This window comes from Vibrio sp. F13 (assembly GCF_020806305.2).
Lineage (GTDB): Bacteria > Pseudomonadota > Gammaproteobacteria > Enterobacterales > Vibrionaceae > Vibrio > Vibrio crassostreae_C.
In genome coordinates, this window is record NZ_CP170175.1 from 1,445,832 (window position 1) to 1,461,965 (window position 16,134).

General features: G+C 45.2%; 14 protein-coding genes and 1 pseudogene. 4 read left to right on the forward strand and 11 right to left on the reverse strand.

The genetic code is table 11. The features are described 5' to 3' along the window. Positions 1-142: 142 nt before the first annotated feature. A complete protein-coding gene (gene pgi / locus LMH68_RS06520) occupies positions 143-1,795 on the reverse strand; it encodes a glucose-6-phosphate isomerase (RefSeq protein ID WP_017071572.1) in 1,653 nt (550 codons plus the stop codon). A 326-nt stretch (positions 1,796-2,121) separates the two neighbouring features. On the opposite strand from pgi, the gene LMH68_RS06525 reads away from it, so the two are divergent. After that, a complete protein-coding gene (locus LMH68_RS06525) occupies positions 2,122-2,496 on the forward strand; it encodes a secondary thiamine-phosphate synthase enzyme YjbQ (RefSeq protein WP_229648359.1) in 375 nt (124 codons plus the stop codon). On the opposite strand, the gene LMH68_RS06530 is transcribed toward LMH68_RS06525, so the two are convergent. Then, positions 2,493-3,528, reverse strand: a protein-coding gene (locus tag LMH68_RS06530; protein ID WP_413754964.1) for an IS630 family transposase whose coding sequence is annotated in 2 segments (ribosomal slippage) — positions 2,493-3,068 and positions 3,070-3,528 — 1,035 coding nt in all. Because the reading frame shifts where the segments join, the coding sequence is not laid out codon by codon here. The genes LMH68_RS06525 and LMH68_RS06530 overlap by 4 nt on opposite strands. 61 nt (positions 3,529-3,589) lie before the next feature. Here LMH68_RS06530 and LMH68_RS06535 point away from each other — a divergent pair. Next, a pseudogene (locus LMH68_RS06535) lies at positions 3,590-3,655 on the forward strand (YjbQ family protein); the annotation flags it as partial. A 117-nt stretch (positions 3,656-3,772) separates the two neighbouring features. Here LMH68_RS06535 and LMH68_RS06540 read toward each other — a convergent pair. Genes LMH68_RS06540 through LMH68_RS06550 form a run of 3 tightly spaced genes read right to left on the reverse strand, consistent with a single transcriptional unit; the run spans position 3,773 to position 7,485 of the window. After that, positions 3,773-4,978 carry a BamA/TamA family outer membrane protein gene (locus LMH68_RS06540; RefSeq protein WP_017059937.1) on the reverse strand — a complete coding sequence of 402 codons (1,206 nt, stop codon included), beginning with the start codon at positions 4,976-4,978 and terminating at the stop codon, positions 3,773-3,775. Between the two features lie 23 nt (positions 4,979-5,001). After that, on the reverse strand, positions 5,002-6,087 hold the full coding sequence (gene alr / locus LMH68_RS06545; RefSeq protein ID WP_017065624.1) for an alanine racemase: 1,086 nt from the start codon (positions 6,085-6,087) through the stop codon (positions 5,002-5,004). 6 nt (positions 6,088-6,093) lie between these two features. Continuing rightward, positions 6,094-7,485: a replicative DNA helicase gene (locus LMH68_RS06550; RefSeq protein WP_016767560.1), complete on the reverse strand. Its 1,392-nt coding sequence runs from the start codon at positions 7,483-7,485 to the stop codon at positions 6,094-6,096. A gap of 176 nt (positions 7,486-7,661) precedes the next feature. Between LMH68_RS06550 and LMH68_RS06555 the strand changes: the two genes are divergently transcribed. Further along, positions 7,662-8,546: a DUF481 domain-containing protein gene (locus LMH68_RS06555; RefSeq protein ID WP_017071573.1), complete on the forward strand. Its 885-nt coding sequence runs from the start codon at positions 7,662-7,664 to the stop codon at positions 8,544-8,546. A gap of 179 nt (positions 8,547-8,725) precedes the next feature. Here LMH68_RS06555 and rplI read toward each other — a convergent pair whose 3' ends face one another. The 5 genes from rplI to rnr all read right to left on the reverse strand — a co-directional run bounded on the left by rplI (position 8,726) and on the right by rnr (position 13,643). Continuing rightward, a complete protein-coding gene (gene rplI / locus LMH68_RS06560; RefSeq protein WP_010434182.1) occupies positions 8,726-9,178 on the reverse strand; it encodes a 50S ribosomal protein L9 in 453 nt (150 codons plus the stop codon). Between the two features lie 38 nt (positions 9,179-9,216). Continuing rightward, the gene (gene rpsR, locus LMH68_RS06565) at positions 9,217-9,444 is read right to left on the reverse strand and encodes a 30S ribosomal protein S18 (RefSeq protein ID WP_000090472.1); all 228 of its coding nucleotides are present in this window, start codon (positions 9,442-9,444) and stop codon (positions 9,217-9,219) included. 112 nt (positions 9,445-9,556) lie between these two features. After that, complete coding sequence (gene rpsF, locus LMH68_RS06570; RefSeq protein WP_004741278.1) at positions 9,557-9,946, reverse strand: 30S ribosomal protein S6; 390 nt, start codon at positions 9,944-9,946, stop codon at positions 9,557-9,559. A gap of 277 nt (positions 9,947-10,223) precedes the next feature. Next, positions 10,224-10,964 carry a 23S rRNA (guanosine(2251)-2'-O)-methyltransferase RlmB gene (gene rlmB / locus LMH68_RS06575; RefSeq protein WP_017063180.1) on the reverse strand — a complete coding sequence of 247 codons (741 nt, stop codon included), beginning with the start codon at positions 10,962-10,964 and terminating at the stop codon, positions 10,224-10,226. 177 nt (positions 10,965-11,141) lie between these two features. Then, the gene (rnr, locus tag LMH68_RS06580; protein WP_229648341.1) at positions 11,142-13,643 is read right to left on the reverse strand and encodes a ribonuclease R; all 2,502 of its coding nucleotides are present in this window, start codon (positions 13,641-13,643) and stop codon (positions 11,142-11,144) included. 247 nt (positions 13,644-13,890) lie between these two features. Here rnr and LMH68_RS06585 point away from each other — a divergent pair, with 247 nt between their 5' ends. Further along, positions 13,891-15,300, forward strand: coding sequence for an amidohydrolase (locus LMH68_RS06585; protein WP_136979333.1), 1,410 nt, complete (start codon positions 13,891-13,893; stop codon positions 15,298-15,300). 128 nt (positions 15,301-15,428) lie between these two features. Here LMH68_RS06585 and motX read toward each other — a convergent pair whose 3' ends face one another. After that, on the reverse strand, positions 15,429-16,064 hold the full coding sequence (motX, locus tag LMH68_RS06590) for a flagellar protein MotX (RefSeq protein WP_017063177.1): 636 nt from the start codon (positions 16,062-16,064) through the stop codon (positions 15,429-15,431). Positions 16,065-16,134 lie beyond the last annotated feature (70 nt).

The window sequence follows — 16,134 nt, forward strand, 5'->3', positions numbered from 1 at the left end:
TTCTAGCAGTACTGAGTATCAACTCAAAGAAGGTTGGCATCATGCCAGCCTTTTTTATTACCTGCGATTTAACCAATGCTTGCTATACAGATACAAAAGCGCCAACCCGAAGGTTGGCGTTTTTTTGGTGCTATCAACTCAATTAAGCTTTAAGCGCTTTAAATGCGTTGATTAGACCGTTAGTTGAGCTGTCGTGAGACGTTACTTGAGCATCGTCAGCAAGCTCTGGAAGAATTTGGTTTGCTAGTTGCTTACCAAGTTCTACACCCCATTGGTCGAAGCTGAAGATGTTCCAGATAACGCCTTGAACGAAGATCTTGTGCTCGTACATCGCGATTAGGTTACCTAAAGAGCGAGGGTTGATTTGCTTAACAAGAATAGAGTTCGTTGGACGGTTACCTTCAAATACTTTGAAAGGTACAAGCTCAGCCACTTCTTCAGCTGTTTTGCCAGCCGCTAGGAATTCAGCTTCCACTGTCTCTTTTGTCTTACCGAATGCTAGTGCTTCAGTTTGAGCAAAGAAATTAGACATCAACTTCTGGTGGTGATCAGATGCTGGGTTGTGGCTGATAGCAGGAGCAATAAAGTCTGATGGGATCAGCTTAGTGCCTTGGTGAATCAGTTGGTAGAAAGCGTGCTGACCGTTTGTACCTGGTTCACCCCAGATGATAGGACCAGTTTGGTATTCTACTGGATTGCCGTCACGGTCAACAAATTTACCATTCGATTCCATGTTGCCTTGTTGGAAGTAAGCCGCAAAACGGTGCATATATTGATCGTAAGGTAGAATTGCTTCTGACTCAGCGCCGTGGAAGTTGTTATACCAAATACCGATAAGCGCAAGGATTACTGGAATGTTGCTTTCAAACTCAGTTGAAGCAAAGTGGTTATCCATCTCGTGAGCACCTTCTAGTAGCTCAACGAAGTTATCGAAGCCAACAGATAGTGAGATAGAAAGACCGATTGCAGACCATAGTGAGTAACGACCACCAACCCAGTCCCAGAATTCGAACATGTTGTCAGTATCAATACCAAACTCAGCGACCGCAGTTGCGTTAGTTGATAGTGCTGCGAAGTGTTTAGCTACGTGTGCGTTGTCACCCGCTTCAGCCAAGAACCAATCACGTGCAGAGTGCGCGTTAGTCATTGTTTCTTGAGTCGTGAATGTTTTAGATGCCACTAAGAATAGCGTTGTTTCTGGGTTAAGAGGCTTAAGTGTCTCAACGATGTGAGTGCCATCTACGTTAGAAACGAAGTGCATGTTTAGGCGAGTTTTGTATGGCGTTAGTGCTTCAGTCACCATGTATGGACCAAGATCCGAACCGCCGATACCGATGTTTACAACATCAGTGATCTCTTTACCTGTGTAACCTTTCCACTCACCAGAAACGATGCGGTGTGTGAACAGTTCCATTTTTGCTAGTACAGCGTTAACTGCTGGCATTACGTCTTTGCCGTCAACCATTACTGGCTTGTCGCTACGGTTACGTAGAGCAGTGTGAAGTACTGAACGACCTTCAGTCTTGTTGATTGCATCACCACCGAACATTGCTTCGATTGCAGACTTAACTTCAGTCTCGTTCGCAAGAGCAAATAGGTGCTGCATAGTTTCAGCATCGATAAGGTTCTTAGAGTAATCCACTAAGATGTCAGAACCGAAACGAGTAGAAAAGCTCTCGAAACGCTTTGCATCTTGAGCAAACAGCTCTTTCATATCCATATCTTGAGCAGACTCAAAATGTGCCGTTAGAGCTTTCCACGCTTGTGTTTGCGTTGGGTTGATATTTTTCAACATGGTATCTATCCCGATGTTACTGTAGGTTTTATTCTAAACGTCACCTGGGTGATGAATAGAACCCCCGATTAGGCGAAAGTTTATATTTTTCTGTGATGACCAAACCGCGTCACCACTGAAAGATTCTTTGTAATTTTTTTTCACTACGTATTATGCCGCATATGAAGAGCTGTACCTTGAGATAAATCAGGATTAGATTTCCTGACAGAAGAATCGGTACAGACTCTAGCTCTAACATAATTAAATGTGAGCGATACCTGATAAATTCAAGTTCAAAAGATAGCGTTAAACCACTTTTTTTCCAAATACATTATAAAGGATGGCGTATGTGGATTCAGAAGACTATACACCTAAATGCACGAAAGCGTGGATTTCATCTCATTACTGATGAAATTGAACAACAGATACACGATATCAACTCTCTATCTGTTGGTTTATTACATCTTTTTATCCAACATACCTCTGCCAGCCTCACGCTAAACGAGAACGCTGATCCTACCGTCCGTACCGATATGGAGTCGCACTTTAATAAGTTTGTCCCAGAGCGAGCGCCCTACTACAGACACACCTATGAAGGTGATGATGACATGCCTGCCCACATTAAAGCATCGACACTTGGCACCAGTGTGACAATACCAATTAGCAATGGTCGTTTAGCTTTAGGAACATGGCAGGGTATTTATACCAATCCGGAAAATTAACTGATCAGGTCAATCCAATCTCTTGTACACATTTTTGTGACGCGATCTTTGCACTCAAGAAATCCATTCCAAGCGCTACAGACCTTCGAAACAATATCGTTATAATCAATGAAGTTTTGGTTTGCTAGATAGTGTTGCCTTAACCAACTCCACACTTGCTCTATAGGGTTAAGCTCTGGTGAGTATGGCGGCAATTTGATAATACTGACATTATCAAATGGGTTAGCAACATCATCGGTATGCCATCCTGCGCCATCCATTATTACCACTGAATGACGGTCTTTTTCTGTGACTTTAGATATCTGCTCTAGATGGTTTATCATGATGTCTTTGTTAACCCAAGGGACGACCATTGCCTCACCAATCCCTCTCAATGGGCACACTGAGCCAAACAAATAAGCGTATTCAAATTGCTGCTGTTTTACTACGCGAGGTCTCGTTCCACGAGTAGCCCAAAGACGTGTTGTTGTATTCTGCTGACCAAACCTAGCTTCGTCTTGAAACCAGACATCAACACTCTCTAGCCCAATATGGCCGGGGATCTTAAGGATCGTTTCGATTTGGAATTTTTTTAAAATCGTCTTGTATTTGCTGTGATTGTTTAGGGTGTTTGGAACGAGAAGTTATCCAAGAAAAACCCATGTGGTCGAGGAGATAATAGATGGAATTAGGGTGGTAGTGCTTGTCAAAGTGTTTAACGATGTAGTCATGTATATCGCTTCCAACAAGGCGGCCACCAGAAGGTGATCCAGCTTCTTTTTTTATGAAGGCACTGAGTTGAGCCCGCTGCTCATCGGTGAGGTATGCAGGCCTACCAGTCCGAGGTTTTTCTTGAAGTCCTTCTAGGCCTTCTTCAAAAAAAATCCGAACCCATTTATTGACACTGGTTCGACTGACTTTGAGAGATTTTGCAATTTGTGTACGAGAGAGGCCGTCTTTAAAGTGTGCGAGCGCAAGTAAACGCATCTTCATCTGAATGGTTTTTTGCTGGCTCGCAAGCTTTTTGAAGTCAGTGTTATTAAGGCTATCCATGGCTAAATTTCACAATAATTCATCAATCTTAATTAGATCACATTTTTACTTTAATTGGTATTACTTAGGAGAGCACCGAGATTGTGGTGGAAGCCGAACTGTGATTGCTACGATGCAAGGTGAGTAGACTGATTGAAAACAAGATCTCCTTAATAAAAACAATATCTTGTTAATAAAAAAGAGTGGTGTGTTTCCACGACCACTCTTATAAAAATAGTATTTGGCCTACTGTAGGCCGAAAGGTTTAGAAGGGCTGGTTTATCATAACCCTAAAGGCCCCTTCGTCACCACCTCGCGCCAACTCAGCACGTACAACAATACCTTCCACTTGGAAACGCACCGCGCCACCTAAGCTCCATTTCATGTCCGAGTGCAGTGTTTTGATGTCGTACTCATCGGCAACGCGCCCTAATTCAGCAAACGCTACCCATTGCCACCAAGGCAAATCGTAGTAGTTTATCAGTGGGATATCGCCAAGTGGTTGCCAGTCAGGAAGTACTCGGTACTCAGCAGAATAATGAACTGCAGAGCGACCGTGATAACGACCTCCGGTATAACCTCGTAAACGATACAAGCCACCCAATCGAGCTTGCTCCGTTTCTGGTGGGCGAGCACAATCTTGCCCAGAGCAGTTATCCCACGTTGGCGTGTCAGCGGTATAGAAATCAAATGCTAAAACTTGTTGATCGAATAAGTCCCCTAAAGGACCTAAAGCAAAGTACTGGCTATTTTGGAAGGTCCACTTAAGCCACAAGTCATCGTTAGACCAACTCTCTGCGCCAGTGGTGAACTCAAGGTTAGTGTGAGAACCTCTGGTCGGGTTGCGTGTGCTATCACGGTTATCCCAATCAAACGCCAAACTAAAGCCTGTTGCCTCTTCGGTATTATTTAAACCTTCCAACTCACGAGCAGTATAAAAAGGCGTAAATAGAATCGAACTGACACCCGATTCGATTGGCGAAGCAAAGCTCACATCTTTGATTGGCTGAAAAGCACCGAGTAAACCGTGTTCTGCAACGTTGCCCCAAGGTAGCAAATACTTAAACTCAAACTGATAGTTTTGCTCTAAGCCATCAGCAATGGTTTTGTCATCGATAGATGAATCATTATCGCCTTGAGAACCAATGTAATACGGGTTGTCGTTGAAGCGCGCTTGATACATCTGAGTGCTAAACAATACGTTCTCAGACAAGGCATAGTTAAAAGCCGATAGAAAACCGACGTAACTGTCTTTGTCTGAATAGAGTGCCATACCAAACAGAGCGGCTTGAGGTTGCCAAACACCCTTTGCGACACCCGCAACCCCAAAGGTGTTACCCATGGTTTCGGTGCTGAAGTAGAAAGGAACAAAGGCTGAATCTTTTTCTTCACTCACAGCGGAAGAAGAAAAGCTGACACCGAGTAATGTCATTGCAGACATTAGCCAGCTTCGAGTCGTTCGCTTGAACATAATTTACTTATCAAGATCCATGATTACTTCACATATTCCATCGCAACACGCGAAGTCAGCTTAGTGACTAACTCGTAAGCGATAGTGCCGATATGTTCAGCCACTTCTTCTGAAGGTAAATCTTTACCCCACAGAGTCGCTTCATCGCCGACTTTATCTGCCGCATCAGGGCCTAGATCAACTGTTAGCATGTCCATGGACACACGCCCTGCGATTGGTACTTTTCGTCCATTAACGAATACTGGGGTGCCGTTAGGTGCAGTGCGAGGATAACCATCGCCGTAACCAATTGCGATAACACCAACCTTGGTATCACGCTCACTGGTCCAGTTACCACCATAACCCACACTTTCACCAGCCTTCACATCACGAACCGCAATTAAGTGTGAAGTCAGAGTCATCACCGGCAAAAAGCCCAGCTCTTGCGCTGATTTATCAACAAACGGAGAAACACCATAAGAGATGATTCCCGGACGAACCCAATCAAGGTGGCTGTCTGGCCAAGCGAGTAAACCCGCAGAGGCAGCAAGTGAACGCTCCCCTTCACAACCTTCAGTAAGCGACAAGAAAAGCTCTGTCTGTTCAACGGTGGTTGCTCTATCCAGTTCATCAGCACAACCGAAGTGGCTCATGTAACGTAGAGGTTTGGCAACATTCGCACATTGATGCAAACGCTCAACAAAGTTTTGGTATTGCTCAGGGCGAACACCTAATCGGTGCATACCACTGTCGACTTTTAGCCATACCACAACGGGTGTTTCCAAATCCGCATTCTCTAGCGCGCTTAATTGCTCTTCACAATGCACCACCGTTTGAATGTTATTGGTCACCAAGATTGGCAAATCGCCCGAAGAGTAAAATCCTTCCAGCAACAAAATAGGTTTAACAATGCCACCAGCACGAAGTTGTAACGCTTCTTCAATACGCGCCACACCAAAAGCATCAGAGCTTTTTGAATGCTTGGCTATATGCAGTAAGCCGTGTCCGTAGCCATTGGCTTTCACAACAGACATGACCTTGCACTGAGGAGCCTTCGACTTTATCTGGTTCAGGTTATGTTCGAGCGCGTTTAAGTCAATGCTCGCCGTCGCCGCTTTCATGTAAGTCATTAGCGATTACTCATCATCAAATGCAGGGCCTGCATAGTTATCAAATCGGGAGTGTTGGCCTTGGAACGTAAGACGAACAGAACCGATCGGACCGTTACGTTGCTTACCAAGGATGATCTCAGCAATGCCTTTCAAGGAACTATCTGGGTTATAAACCTCATCACGATAGATGAACATGATCAAATCGGCATCTTGCTCAATCGAACCTGATTCACGCAAATCCGAGTTTACTGGGCGCTTATCAGCACGTTGCTCTAGGGAACGGTTAAGCTGAGAAAGTGCCACAACCGGAACGTTGAGCTCTTTTGCTAACGCTTTCAATGAGCGAGAAATCTCGGCGATTTCAAGAGTACGGTTATCAGATAACGAAGGTACACGCATTAATTGAAGGTAATCTATCATGATCATAGAGATACCATCGTGTTCACGAGCGATACGTCGAGCACGAGAACGCACTTCTGTTGGCGTTAGACCCGAGCTGTCATCGATATACATATTCTTCTTATCCATCAGAATACCCATACTCGACGAGATACGAGCCCAATCTTCATCATCTAGCTGACCAGTACGAATCTTGGTTTGGTCTACGCGAGAAAGTGACGCAAGCATACGCATCATCAGCTGTTCGGCTGGCATCTCTAGCGAGAAGATTAAAACCGGTTTGTCTTGCTTCATCGCCGCGTTTTCACACAAGTTCATCGCAAATGTGGTTTTACCCATCGATGGACGAGCAGCAACAATAATTAAGTCAGAGCCTTGTAGACCTGCTGTTTTCTTGTTGAGGTCGTTGAAGCCAGTATCGACACCTGTCACACCATCTTGCGGCGTTTTGTATAGGATCTCGATACGTTCTAGCGTCTTCTCTAGAATGCTATCAACGTTTTGTGGACCTTCGTTTTCACTTGCACGGCCTTCGGCAATCGCGAAGACTTTACTTTCAGCAAGATCAACCAGCTCTTCCGAAGTACGACCTTGAGGGTCATAACCAGAATCAGCAATCTCATTCGCGACACCAATCAGGCTACGAACAAGTGCACGTTGCGCTACGATATCCGCATACGCATTGATGTTTGCGGCACTTGGTGTGTTTTTCGCTAAGTCAGCAAGGTAAGCAAAGCCACCCACTTCTTCAAGTTGCTCACGCAGCTCTAAATGTTCAGAGAGTGTAATAAGATCCAGAGGAGAACTTTCTTCAAGGATATCCTTTACCGCTTCAAAGATCAGACGGTGAGGACGGCTATAAAAGTCTTTGGCCACAACCTTTTCGGCAACTGTATCCCAGCGTTCGTTATCTAATAACAAACCGCCAATAACAGATTGCTCAGCTTCTAATGAATGTGGCGGGACCTTGATGGCGTCCACCTGATCGTTGGCTGATTTCTGACTTTTGGTATCCACTATGACTACACTCAATAACTAATAATGATCGTTCATTATACCCAAGAACATCCGTTTGTAATCCGATCCTATGAGTTTGTTTTATTCTTCAGGAAGAATTTACCTATTGCTGACGGAATTAACCAAGGGTAGCATTACGATCCTGCCATTCACTCACTGTATAACTAGAGGTATGCGTGTCCAAATTATTGGCTCTGAGCACTGGTCTTCTAAGCACTGGTCTCCTGAGCGCTCCGATGGCCTTAGCTGATGATGCTAAAGACTCTGTTGATGCAATCCTCGACTCTATAGTAGTTTCAGAACCTACTTCTGAGCCGATCGTCGTTGCACCGACACCTGAAGAAAAAGATATGGATATCGCACCGAGTGATACAAGTGATACAGAACTGCCGAGCCCGCTAAAAACGGAAGTCGAATTTGGATATCAGTCGCATACTGGTAACTCTGATTCACGAGCGCTTAACGCACGCCTTAACGGTGAGTACACGGCTGGCCGTCATAGAACCAGTGGTGAATGGAAATACTACAACCTCTACAAAGATGGCGAAGAAGATAAAAGGCAATCGACTTACTCAGCTCAGAGTGACTACAAGTTAAGCCCTAAAACCTACCTTTACGGCAGTTTCAAAGGAGTCGACTCGAGATACAGTGCTTACTTTAAGGACTACACAATTTCGAGTGGTCTGGGTTACCAGTTTTCGAATACCGAAGAGTTTGTATTGGAAGTCGAAGTGGGCCCAGGTTTTCGTTACCAAGAGCCAAACCTCGATGAGATCGACGATGATGACATCATCTTCCCAGAGATTGTTGAAGAGGCAATTTTCCGTGGCAACGTGAATACGTCATGGCAGGTGTTGAAGAATTTGCAGCTCAAGGCAGACGTGACGCTTGTCTCTGGTCACAGTAACCTAAAGTTTGATACTGAGTTAGAAGCCATCAACGATATTACTGACAATATCGCGCTGAAGATCGCTCACTCTCGCCAGTACCACGATAAAGTGCCTGAAGGCTTAAGCAAACAAGACTCTGTTCTATCGATCAACTTGCTCTTCCAGTTCTAATCTTAGGCCACCTCTAACCTTGAGAACAACTTGTTCAGCAATAACAGCTTATGGATCACCGTAAGCTTTTTACCTACTGTAGCACTTCCTTGTACTTTCCTATATTCCAGACATAAAAAACACCAGCCGAAGCTGGTGTTTAAAACTTTCAAAAGAAAGAATTCGTCTTGGTACTGAAATTACTCAGCTGCAACGATAGCGATTTTCGCAGTAGCAAAAACTTCAGAGTGAAGTTGGATGCTTACTTCGAATTCGCCGATGTTACGTAGAGCGCCTTCAGGTAGGCGTACTTCGCTCTTAGCTACTGCAACACCTGCCGCTGTAATAGCGTCAGCGATGTCACGAGTACCGATAGAACCGAATAGTTTACCTTCGTCACCAGCTTTAGAAGCGATTGTAACGCCTTCTAGAGTGTTAACGCTCTCTGCACGAGCTTCAGCAGCAGCTAGTTGCTCAGCAACTTTAGCTTCTAGTTCAGCACGACGAGTTTCGAACATAGCAACGTTGTCTTTAGTTGCCATAACTGCTTTACCCTGTGGGATAAGGAAGTTACGAGCGTAACCAGATTTAACGTTTACTTGGTCGCCAAGGCCACCTAGGTTACCGATCTTATCAAGTAGAATAACTTGCATTATCTTAGTCCTCTTAAACTATTATTAACTATTACCGATTACTGATGCTTGTCAGTGTACGGTAGTAGAGCTAGGTAACGAGAACGCTTGATAGCGCGAGCTAGTTGACGCTGGTACTTAGCGCTTGTACCAGTGATACGGCTAGGTACGATTTTACCAGCTTCAGTGATGTAGTTTTTAAGAGTTGCTACGTCTTTGTAGTCAATCTCTTGTACGCCTTCTGCAGTGAAACGGCAGAATTTACGACGACGGAAGAAACGAGCCATGGGCTATCTCCTGATCTTAAATTTAGTAAAGCGGTCTTTCACAATTATCGAAATAACTATCAATGACCTAAAACAAGTTGAGAATTTTTTAAGGCGTTAAGCCAAAAAAGAATTACTCAGCAGCTGCTTCTGGTTTAGCTTCTGTACGCTCTTCGCGACGAGGAGCACGCTCTGCACGCTCTTCTTTTTGCTTAAGCATAATAGATTGCTCAGTCACAGCGCCTTTAGTGCGCATGATCATGTTACGTAGAACTGCATCGTTGAAACGGAAAGCAGTTTCTAGCTCGTCAATCACTTCTTGACCAGCTTCAACGTTCATAAGAACGTAGTGAGCTTTGTGAAGCTTGTTGATTGGGTAAGCCATTTGACGACGACCCCAGTCTTCTAGACGGTGGATAGTACCGCCTGCTTCAGTGATAGAACCAGTGTAACGCTCGATCATGCCAGCAACTTGCTCGCTTTGATCAGGGTGAACCATGAATACGATTTCGTAATGACGCATTTGGTTGCTCCTTACGGATTATTAGCTTCCACGAGTGGCCCGGTCGTCCAGAGGAAGCAAGGAACTAAAGATAAATGACCGAGTTTTAAGGACGGCAAATGTTATAGAAAGAACCCGGTATTGGCAAGCGCTATTTGGTGAATAATGAAACAGTTTTTCTGTCGCCATCTAGCCATCCGACAAACCGATGGATTTTGCTATAACAGCCTAAAAAGAAACGCCCACCAGCAAGTGGTGAGCGCTAATAAATTCATAGACTTAAAGCAGCGTTAACGCATTACTGAGCTAAACGCTGTCTTACCGCTTCGAACAGGCAAATACCCGACGCCACAGAAACATTTAAGCTCGATACGCTACCTGCCATTGGAATCTTAATCAGATCATCGCAAGTTTCACGAGTTAAACGACGCATACCGTCACCTTCTGCACCCATAACTACCGCAAGAGGACCCGTTAGCTTCGCTTGATAGATATCATGCGTTGCTTCACCTGCCGTACCCACAAACCATACGCCCTGCTCTTGCAGTGCACGCATTGTGCGAGCTAGGTTGGTTACGCGCACGAGAGGAACCGTTTCAGCTGCGCCACATGCAACCTTGCTTACCGTTGCTGTTAACGGCGAAGAGCGATCTTTAGGTACGATAACAGCAGCGACACCTGCGGCATCCGCGTTACGTAGACAAGCGCCTAGGTTATGAGGGTCTGTTACGCCGTCTAGAACTAACAGCAAAGGCTGTTCGTGCTGCGCTAGGATATCGTCTAGGTGAGTTTCATTAAGCTGCTTAGCAGGCTTCACCTTAGCAATAAGACCTTGGTGATTCGCACCTTGTGCTTTTTCATCCAACGGCTTACGACCCATCTGTTGAATCGACACACCAAACTGTTGCAGTTGGTTCAGTAATGGAAGAAGACGCTCGTCTTGGCGACCTTTCAATACATACGCTTCGATAAAACGTGCAGGATCTTTTTCTAGTACGGCTTTCACCGCGTGAATACCGTAAATAAATTCGTTACTCATTGTCTCAAGTTACTCTTATTGCTCAGAGATGAATGACATCAATGCCGATGCATCCCTCTCTGTGTTGTTCATTTCGAGAGTATGCGTCTTACGCCTGATACTCTCGCATTAAATTAAATCAGTTAGGCGCTAAACCTGATTAGCACAGCGCCTTATTAGCCTTAAGATTTATCAGTCTTAAGACTTATCAGCCTTTGGCTTACGGCTTGCTGCACGCTTTTTCTTTGCGCGAGCTTTAGCAGCACCGGTTTTATTCGCTGGCTTTTTCTTCTTAGCAGGGCCTTCGCTGCTTCCGTCAGGTCGCTTAGTTGGCTCAACCATAGGCTTCGCTGATACACCTGGCTTATTACTCTTCACTGCTGAGCGCTTCTTGCTTTTCGCCTTTTTCATCGCTTCTGCTGCACGCTTCTTGGCTGTTTTGCCTTTGCCACGCGGCTGACGATCAGTGTCTTCTAAGTCAAAGTCGATTTGGCGAGTTTCTAAATTAACCGCAGAAACCTTCACTTTAACCGAATCACCCAAGCGGTAGATATTACCTGAGCTTTCACCCACTAGACGCTGACCAACAGCATCAAATTGGTAGTAATCATTCGCTAGCGCTGAGATGTGTACCAAGCCATCAATGTGCAGTTCAGTTAGACGAACAAAGAAGCCAAAACCAGTCACGTTGGCAATCACACCATCCATCACCTCACCGACATGGTCTTGCATGTATTCACACTTCAACCAGTCGTTTACTTCACGCGTTGCGTCATCAGCACGACGTTCAGTCATTGAACACTGCTCGCCGTAGAAGTCCATATCATCGAAAGTGTAGTGGTAACCACCAGTTGGCGTCCAACGTTCGCTGTTACGACCTTCTTCTTTCGCAATAAGGTACTTAATCGCACGGTGCAATAGCAAATCTGGGTAACGACGAATTGGCGAGGTAAAGTGAGCATAGCGTTTAAGAGCTAAACCAAAGTGACCCGCGTTATCCGCGTTGTATACCGCTTGCTTCATTGAGCGTAGCAGCATGGTTTGGATTAATTCACGATCTTCACGTTCATTAATCTGTTGCATCAGTTGTGCATAGTCTACTGGTGATGGCGACAGACCACCTTCCAGTGTTAAACCTAATTCACTTAAAAAGCTCTTGAAGCCCATTAAGCGCTCTTCGCCCGGAGTTTCGTGAACACGGTACAGCGCAGGCTCTTTCGCTTTTTCTACGTAAGATGCCGATGCGATATTCGCAAGAATCATACATTCTTCGATGATCTTGTGTGCATCGTTACGAATTACTGGCTCAATACGGTCAATCTTACGATCCGCATTGAAGATAAACTTAGTTTCTACCGTTTCAAATTCAATCGCACCACGTTCGTCACGCGTTTTCTTAAGCACCTTATACATCTTATGAAGCTCTTCAAGATGTGGTACTTCAGGTTCGTAACGCTCACGTAATTCTTCATTGCCATCTAAGATCGCGCCTACTTTGTTATAAGTAAGACGAGCATGAGAATTCATTACCGCTTCGTAGTGCTTGTAGCCTGACAGTTTACCTTTGTCTGAGATAGTCATCTCACACACCATACATAAACGGTCTACCTGAGGGTTCAATGAACACAAACCATTTGAAAGCACTTCTGGCAGCATTGGCACGACTTGTGACGGGAAGTATACCGAGTTACCACGGTTAATCGCTTCTTTGTCTAGCGCTGTATCTGGGCGAACGTAGTAACTTACGTCAGCAATCGCTACCCATAGACGCCAGCCGCCGCCTTTCTTCGCTTCACAGTAAACCGCATCATCGAAGTCACGCGCATCTTCACCATCAATGGTAACCAATGGCAGTTTACGCAGGTCTACACGTCCTTCTTTTGCTTCTTCAGGAACATGCTCACCTAGGTTTTCGATTTGCTTATCTACCGCTTCAGGCCACTCTTGTGGGATCTGGTGAGTACGGATCGCGATCTGCGTTTCCATACCCGGCGCCATGTTTTCACCAAGAACTTCGGTTACTTTCCCCATCATGTTACGAGAACGACCACCGCGATCCGTAATTTCAATCACAACCACATTACCCATTCGAGCACCGCCTTTATGCTCAGTAGGGATCTGGATGTCGTGACTAATACGTGAATCATCAGCAACAACGTAAGAATGGCCGTACTCTAGGAAGAAGCGACCAACAAGTGGCGTTTTACGCTCTTCAAGCACACGAACCAAGCGACCTTCACGACGGCCACGCTTACTGTTGTCAGTAGGCTGAACCAATACGTAATCACCGTGCATGATGGTTTTCATCTGATGATGCGGCAGCACGATATCATTGTCTTTACCCACACTGCCGTCTGGGCGAACCCAACCATGACCGTCTTTATGACCAATCACATAGCCTTTGATCAGTTCCATCTTCTCAGGCAATGCGTAGCACTGACGACGAGTAAAGATAAGCTGTCCATCACGCTCCATTGCACGCAAACGACGACGCAGCCCTTCATATTGTTCCTCTCCAGCAAGACCCAAAGCTTCGAATAGATCGTTGCGGTTCATCGGAATATTCGCGTCTGTTAGAAACGAAATAATGAACTCTCGGCTTGGTACTGGGTTATCGTAATTTTTCGACTCTCGGTCGGCAAAAGGATCAACAGTGGTTGTCGCTGTCGTATTTTCTGACGTTGGTGTGTTTTTTGACATAGGCGGGCCTGCTTAAGCAAGGAAGGTATATACCCCTAGTATATCTGATGCTAGGGGTAAGCTACAGATATGCTTTAGAAAACACTCAAATAACCTCAGATTGATACATATCTTCACTTTGTGAAACATCGCTTCATAGACGTGGATTATCATCAAAATTTCAAGCAAACGATAAAACAAACGTTTGCGCCATGAATGAAATACACTATTATCCACGCACTTTACCAACTCCTGTTCTGGGTATGATATGAAACTAAAACGCACTTTATTGGCTTCAGCTATGGCGAGCCTAGCGCTGTTCCCATTCGCAAGTTCGGCAATGGAAAAGGCTGACCTGATGATTACCGATGCGATGGTTCTAACCATGAACCAAGACAAAACGGTTTATGAAAGCGGTACTGTTGTCGTCAAAGACAACAAAATCATTGCGGTTGGTGATGCTTCACTAGAGAAGCAGTACCAAGCTAAGCAAGTGTTAGACGTTGATGGCGATATCGTTATGCCAGGTCTCATCAATACCCATACTCATGTATCAATGACAGTTTTTCGTTCGTTGGCCGATGATGTGCCAGATCGCCTACACCGCTACATCTTCCCGCTAGAGAAGAAGCTAGTATCGCGAGACATGGTACGCATTGGTGCCAACCTAGGTAACGTTGAAATGGTGAAAGGCGGTGTGACCACTTACGCCGACATGTACTACTTCGAAGATGAAGTCGCAAAAACCGTCGATAAGATCGGTATGCGTGCCATCCTAGGTGAAACGGTGATTAAGTTCCCAGTCGCCGATGCGGCCAACGCCGAAGAAGGCATTAAGTACGCGTTGAACTTCATTGAAGAATACAAAGATCACCCACGCATCACACCAGCGTTTGCCCCGCATGCGCCTTACACCAACACCACAGAGATCCTTCAGAAAATATCTAAACTATCCCTAGAATTAGATGTTCCAGTAATGATTCACCTTGCAGAATCACACCGTGAAGAAGAGAAAATCGCAGAGCGTTCTGATGGATTGTCCCCGGTTCAATACATGGACAGCATTGGCGCACTCAACAAGAACTTGGTGGGTGCACACATGATCCTCGTTGACGAACATGATATCGAACTGGTGAAGAAATCGGATATGGGCGTGGCTCATAACATGAGTGCTAACATCAAGTCAGCAAAAGGTGTCTCACCTGCCCTTAAGATGTATGACGAGAACGTGCGTATCGGTTTAGGTACTGATGGCCCAATGTCTGGTAACACACTGAGCACCATTGATGAGTTCAACCAAGTCGCTAAAGTTCACAAGCTAGTTAACAAAGATCGTGCTGCGATGCCGCCGATCAAAGTGATCGACATGGCGACCATGGGCGCAGCAAAAGCGCTGCACATGGAAGATAAGATCGGCTCTCTTGAAGCAGGCAAACTGGCTGACATCATAGTGATCGATACTAAGGCGCCAAACATGGTTCCAGTCTACAACCCATACTCAGCACTGGTGTACTCAGCTAACTCAGGCAATGTTCGTCACTCCATCGTTGATGGCAAGATCATCATGCAAGATCGCGACATGCTAACGGTAGACGAAGATAAGATTCGTCAAGAAGCACTCGATTTCACCAAGGCTGTTCGTGAAACGGTGATTGAGTCTGGTGAGGTGGTTCAATAAACTCGCAATCGAATAGCATGACCTCCTAAACGTAAAAAGCCCCGCACTAACTAAATTAGGCGGGGCTTTTTAAGTCTTGTTTCCTGTAACAATGAGTGCAGGGATCATTACAGGTTTTTTGTTCGGTATTACCAGAATACGTCTCGACGCTTTGCTCGAGCAATAATATTGTCTGGCATTCTCTGTTCCAGACCGCTACGAAGCACAGTGATACGTCTGTGTTGTCTTTGGTCTGCGGTTACCGAATTATACAACCAACGGTAAGCATCTTCATAATCCAATGGGCTACCGTAGTCACGTAACAAGAGTTCCGCTAAGTGAATGCTCGCACTTAAGTTACCCATCGAGGCTGCTTCACGTAGATACGGAATCGCACGCTCTTGATCTTGTTGTACCAAAGTACCACGAGAGTAATAACGACCTAACTGCTCTAATGCAGCGGGTAAACCTTGATGTGCCGCGTTTTCCATATAGTAAAGGCCAAGCTCTACATCTTGTGGAACACACACACCCCAAGCCAACATATCACCGTATAAAAACTCATAAGAAGGCAAGCTAATACGCGTTGCACGAGCAACGATATCTTCAACTAACTGGCACTTATCAGCTTTCACTCGCTCTAGATGTTGATTATTTTCGATTAAATTAATCAGTTCAGCTTCTGTATATATTGGAACGGGCTCTCCCACATCAGCCAAATTAGCATGACTCAAGGGTGAGCTCAGCGCCATTATTAATGAAGCTGCCACAATTCGTAGCTTCATACCTGCACTCTATTATCTGTCGCTAAAGTTATCTATTGAGGGGTGCAGAGGATTTCTACACGCACAAAAC

Bases quoted from the DNA above. Each gene is read 5' to 3' on its own strand.
- pgi (WP_017071572.1), bottom strand. From the start codon at position 1,795: ATGTTGAAAAATATCAACCCAACGCAAACACAAGCGTGGAAAGCTCTA.
- LMH68_RS06525 (WP_229648359.1), top strand. From the start codon at position 2,122: ATGTGGATTCAGAAGACTATACACCTAAATGCACGAAAGCGTGGATTT.
- LMH68_RS06540 (WP_017059937.1), bottom strand. From the start codon at position 4,978: ATGTTCAAGCGAACGACTCGAAGCTGGCTAATGTCTGCAATGACATTA.
- alr (WP_017065624.1), bottom strand. From the start codon at position 6,087: ATGACTTACATGAAAGCGGCGACGGCGAGCATTGACTTAAACGCGCTC.
- rplI (WP_010434182.1), bottom strand. From the start codon at position 9,178: ATGCAAGTTATTCTACTTGATAAGATCGGTAACCTAGGTGGCCTTGGC.
- rpsR (WP_000090472.1), bottom strand. From the start codon at position 9,444: ATGGCTCGTTTCTTCCGTCGTCGTAAATTCTGCCGTTTCACTGCAGAA.
- rpsF (WP_004741278.1), bottom strand. From the start codon at position 9,946: ATGCGTCATTACGAAATCGTATTCATGGTTCACCCTGATCAAAGCGAG.
- rlmB (WP_017063180.1), bottom strand. From the start codon at position 10,964: ATGAGTAACGAATTTATTTACGGTATTCACGCGGTGAAAGCCGTACTA.
- rnr (WP_229648341.1), bottom strand. From the start codon at position 13,643: ATGTCAAAAAACACACCAACGTCAGAAAATACGACAGCGACAACCACT.
- LMH68_RS06585 (WP_136979333.1), top strand. From the start codon at position 13,891: ATGAAACTAAAACGCACTTTATTGGCTTCAGCTATGGCGAGCCTAGCG.
- motX (WP_017063177.1), bottom strand. From the start codon at position 16,064: ATGAAGCTACGAATTGTGGCAGCTTCATTAATAATGGCGCTGAGCTCA.